Origin of the sequence: Streptomyces mexicanus (assembly GCF_902506575.1) — a bacterium.
GTDB classification, from domain to species: domain Bacteria; phylum Actinomycetota; class Actinomycetes; order Streptomycetales; family Streptomycetaceae; genus Streptomyces; species Streptomyces mexicanus.
On record NZ_LR732592.1, the window covers coordinates 1 to 3383 of the forward strand.

General features: G+C 74.3%; 4 protein-coding genes. 2 read left to right on the plus strand and 2 right to left on the minus strand.

The genetic code is table 11. The features are described 5' to 3' along the window. Positions 1-20: 20 nt before the first annotated feature. Positions 21-986, minus strand: a complete 966-nt coding sequence (locus GV126_RS32845) for a LysR family transcriptional regulator (protein WP_159674682.1) — start codon at positions 984-986, stop codon at positions 21-23. A 134-nt stretch (positions 987-1120) separates the two neighbouring features. Here GV126_RS32845 and bla point away from each other — a divergent pair, with 134 nt between their 5' ends. Further along, positions 1121-2035, plus strand: a complete 915-nt coding sequence (gene bla / locus GV126_RS32850) for a class A beta-lactamase (protein ID WP_159674684.1) — start codon at positions 1121-1123, stop codon at positions 2033-2035. A gap of 620 nt (positions 2036-2655) precedes the next feature. Continuing rightward, on the plus strand, positions 2656-2871 hold the full coding sequence (locus GV126_RS35995) for a hypothetical protein (RefSeq protein WP_201299968.1): 216 nt from the start codon (positions 2656-2658) through the stop codon (positions 2869-2871). Between the two features lie 61 nt (positions 2872-2932). Here the strand turns inward: GV126_RS35995 and GV126_RS32860 are convergent, their stop codons facing one another. After that, complete coding sequence (locus GV126_RS32860) at positions 2933-3325, minus strand: 5-carboxymethyl-2-hydroxymuconate Delta-isomerase (RefSeq protein WP_236570337.1); 393 nt, start codon at positions 3323-3325, stop codon at positions 2933-2935. Positions 3326-3383: the final 58 nt, after the last annotated feature.

Below are 3383 nucleotides of genomic sequence, written 5' to 3' on the forward strand. Positions count from 1 at the left end.
CGGGTGGTCTGGACGTGTGTTCATCCGAGGGCCGCCAGCCGGGTCCGGGGGTCCTCGGCCGCGGTGCCGGCCACGTGGGTGTGCGGCACGGCCCCGACGGACGCGGCCAGCGCGCCGGCCAACCAGCCCGGCACGGGTGCGGCGCCCTGCTGCCGCCGTGCCGCGCGCACGTCGTAGCCGCGGTGCAGCGCCTGGTCGTACAGCGGTGCCCAGAACGCTCCGTGCCGGGTCGCGAACGGCTCGGTGCACAGCAGCAGGGCCCGCCCGGCGAGGGTCTCGGCCAGGGCGGCCGCCGTCGAGGCGGCCGGGTGGAACAGGCTCTCGGGCAGTCCGGCCCGCGCCGCGGCCCGCGCCAACCGGTCCCGCACCCCGGGGAGTTGGTCCTCGGCCAGGGTGAGTACCGGCAGCGCGTGCCGTGACGTCCTGCTGCCGCGCCGGGGCCGCAGGTCCTCCAGGTGGACCGGGTGCCCGCCGGCCGGGGCGGGCTCCGTCCGGGGCGGCGGCGCGGACGCCAGGCCGAGCGGGGCCCGCAGCGCCGCGTTCTCCGGTTCGCCCCGCACCAGCGCGTAGGCGAGGGAGCCGTCGGCGAGGCCCGTCACCCGCTGCTCGGGCGGCAGTTCCCGCACGGCCACGGTGGTGCCGTGCTCGGTGCCGGCGCGCAGGACCCGGGCCAGCGCCGCCGGGTCGCAGTCCGCGGGCACCCCCACGGCCCGCACCGCCGAGCGCCACGACGCCCGCGCGGCCTGCCGCAGCCGCTGGGCGCTGTCCAGCACGTCCCGTGCGTACGGCAGGAGGGACAGGCCGAACTCGGTGGTCGTCACCTGCCGCCGGGAGCGGTCGAAGAGCACGCCGCCGAAGTGCTCCTCCAGGGTCTTGACGCGCCGGCTCAGCAGCGGCTGGGCGATGCCGAGCCGGTCGGCCGCCCGGGAGAAGCTCGCCTCGTCGACGACCGCGACGTAGGCCGCGAGGTGTGCCAGCAGATCCATCCTGCCTTCATATCAATGAGTTATGAGTGGTTCAAAGTTTCCTCTTGGACATGAGAGGAACACGGCTGCTTCTCTGGCTCCGTCGAACCCGGTACGACCTATCACCCCCCGACGGACCCTGGGAGACCTCTGCCATGACCCACCCCACCTCTTCGACTCGGCGCGGCCTGCTCAAGGCGGGCCTCGCCGCCTCGGCCGCCGTTCTCGCCCCGGCCGTCTCCTCCGGCACGGCCGCGGCGGCGCCCGGCCGGGTGCGGGACACCGAAGACCGGCTGAGCGATCTGGAACGGCGCTACGGCGCCCGGCTCGGCATCTGGGCCCGCAACACCCGCACCGGGCACGTCGTCGCCCACCGGGCCGGCGAACGCTTCGCGATGTGCTCGACGTTCAAGGCGTTCGCCGCCGCCGCGATCCTGCGCGACCAGGACCGCTGCGCCCCGCTGGACCGCCTGATCGCCTACCCGCCGGCCGACCTGCTGCCGAACTCGCCGCGCACCGAGGAGCACACCGGCACCGGGATGACGGTGGGCGAGCTGCGCGCCGCCGCGATCCAGTACGGCGACACCACCGCCGGCAACCTTCTGCTCCGTCAGATCGGCGGTCCGGCCGGACTGACCCGGTTCTTCCGTTCGCTCGGCGACCCGGTGAGCCGGCTCGACCGCTGGGAGCCCGACCTGAACACCGCGATCCCGGGCGACCCTCGCGACACCACCACCCCGCAGGCGCTCGGCCGCACCCTGGAACGGCTGACCCTCGGCGACGCCCTGACCGGCGCGGACCGCACCCGGCTCGTGGACTGGATGAAGGGCACCACCACCAGCGCCGAACGCTTCCGGGCCGGACTGCCGCAGGGCTGGGTCGTCGCGGACAAGACCGGCACCGGCGACTACGCCAGCGCCCACGACGTGGGGGTCGCCTGGACCACCCGGAACACACCCCTCGTGCTGACCGTCCTGTCGTCCAGGGCGACGGCGGACGCGCCGGTGGACAACGCCCTGATCGCCGACGCGGCGCGCATCGTCGCCCGCGGCCTCGCACCGGGCGAGTGACCGGCGCGGCGGCTGCGCCGGCCGGGCCGGCGCGGTGTGGGTCGGCCGGGCATGGGCGGTTGAGCTCGGGCGGTGGGGCGGTGAAGGGTCGGCGGAGCATGAGGCGCCGCGGCTCGGGCGGCGGGCGCTGTGGGCCAGCAGGGCGTGGCCTCGGCCGACGCGGTCGCGCGGCGCTCTCGGTCGACGCTGCCGCCGGAAAGGCGTGGCAGGAGGCGGCACGAGGCGGCGCCGTACGGCTTCAGGGAATCTGCACAACGAATGCGCAATCGACGCGCGATGTGCGCCACTTCACCGCCCCGGAGCGCGGAGTGAGGTGGCCACGGCGGGTGAAGCGTCGCCCGCGCGGGCCGGCGCCGCCTCCGCAGGGCCCGGATCATGGAGAAGCTGCCACCGATGCGTGATCGTTCCTGCACGGATGCGCAACCCGTGACGCCCCGACCACCGTGCGGCAGGGTCTTGTGGTTGGAGGCCCACGCCGCGTCGTGCTTTGATCACAGGCACCGCCCAGGAGTTACCCGGCCCTGATGGGGCCCGGTTCGGCCTGTCGGCGGCCGCGGCCCCGTACGTCTGTCCCCAGCGGGTCCGCTCCCCCGTGAACCATGATGAAGGGAAGTCTCCTCATGAACACCGCTCCCCGGATCGAGACCGCCGAGATCTCCGACACCGAGCTGGACGCCGTCGCCGGTGGTCTGGGCGTGCAGGCCGACGCCGGTGTGGGCGTCATGGCCGGTGTCGGCGTCGGCGCCGCGGGCGTCCTGGCCGAGGTGGGCGCCGCCGGGCACGCGGCCCTGGGCGTCGGCCAGTTCTCCCAGGTCCAGGCCGACGTCGCCGTCTGACCTGCCCGAGCTGCCCCGGCACGGTCGACGCGGCCGCTTCCCTGCCCAGGGGAGCGGCCGCTCACGTGTGCAGGGGCGAACGCGCCGTGGGGGTCAGCCGGTAGGCCTCCGCCAGGTCCCGCACCTCCACGGAGACGAAGGCACGGTCCGCACGGTCGGCCGGCAGGTGCCTGGTCACCAGGGCCAGGACGCTCTCGGACAGGTGGGCTTTCAGCGCGTCCGGCCGTCCCGGCATGAGGCCGATCTCGACGTGCACGAACACGCTCTCCTCATCGGTCTCGTCCCCGACGTGGGCCTCGGCCGGGCGGAAGAAGGTCTTGCACACACCCGTCGAACCGGTCTCTTCCAACACCAGCGGGTGCAGTTCCTTGATCAGGGCGCCCCGGTCGAAGGAATCGGCCAGCTGCGAGGAGTAGTCGATGGTGAGGTGCGGCATGAAAAACCTTTCGCGCATCTGGTTTTCTCAGGCAACTATTTTCGCGCGAGGCCCCTCTGCCCCCACCCCCGGGGTC

Bases quoted from the DNA above. Each gene is read 5' to 3' on its own strand.
- GV126_RS32845 (WP_159674682.1), bottom strand. From the start codon at position 986: ATGGATCTGCTGGCACACCTCGCGGCCTACGTCGCGGTCGTCGACGAG.
- GV126_RS35995 (WP_201299968.1), top strand. From the start codon at position 2,656: ATGAACACCGCTCCCCGGATCGAGACCGCCGAGATCTCCGACACCGAG.
- bla (WP_159674684.1), top strand. From the start codon at position 1,121: ATGACCCACCCCACCTCTTCGACTCGGCGCGGCCTGCTCAAGGCGGGC.
- GV126_RS32860 (WP_236570337.1), bottom strand. From the start codon at position 3,325: ATGCGCGAAAGGTTTTTCATGCCGCACCTCACCATCGACTACTCCTCG.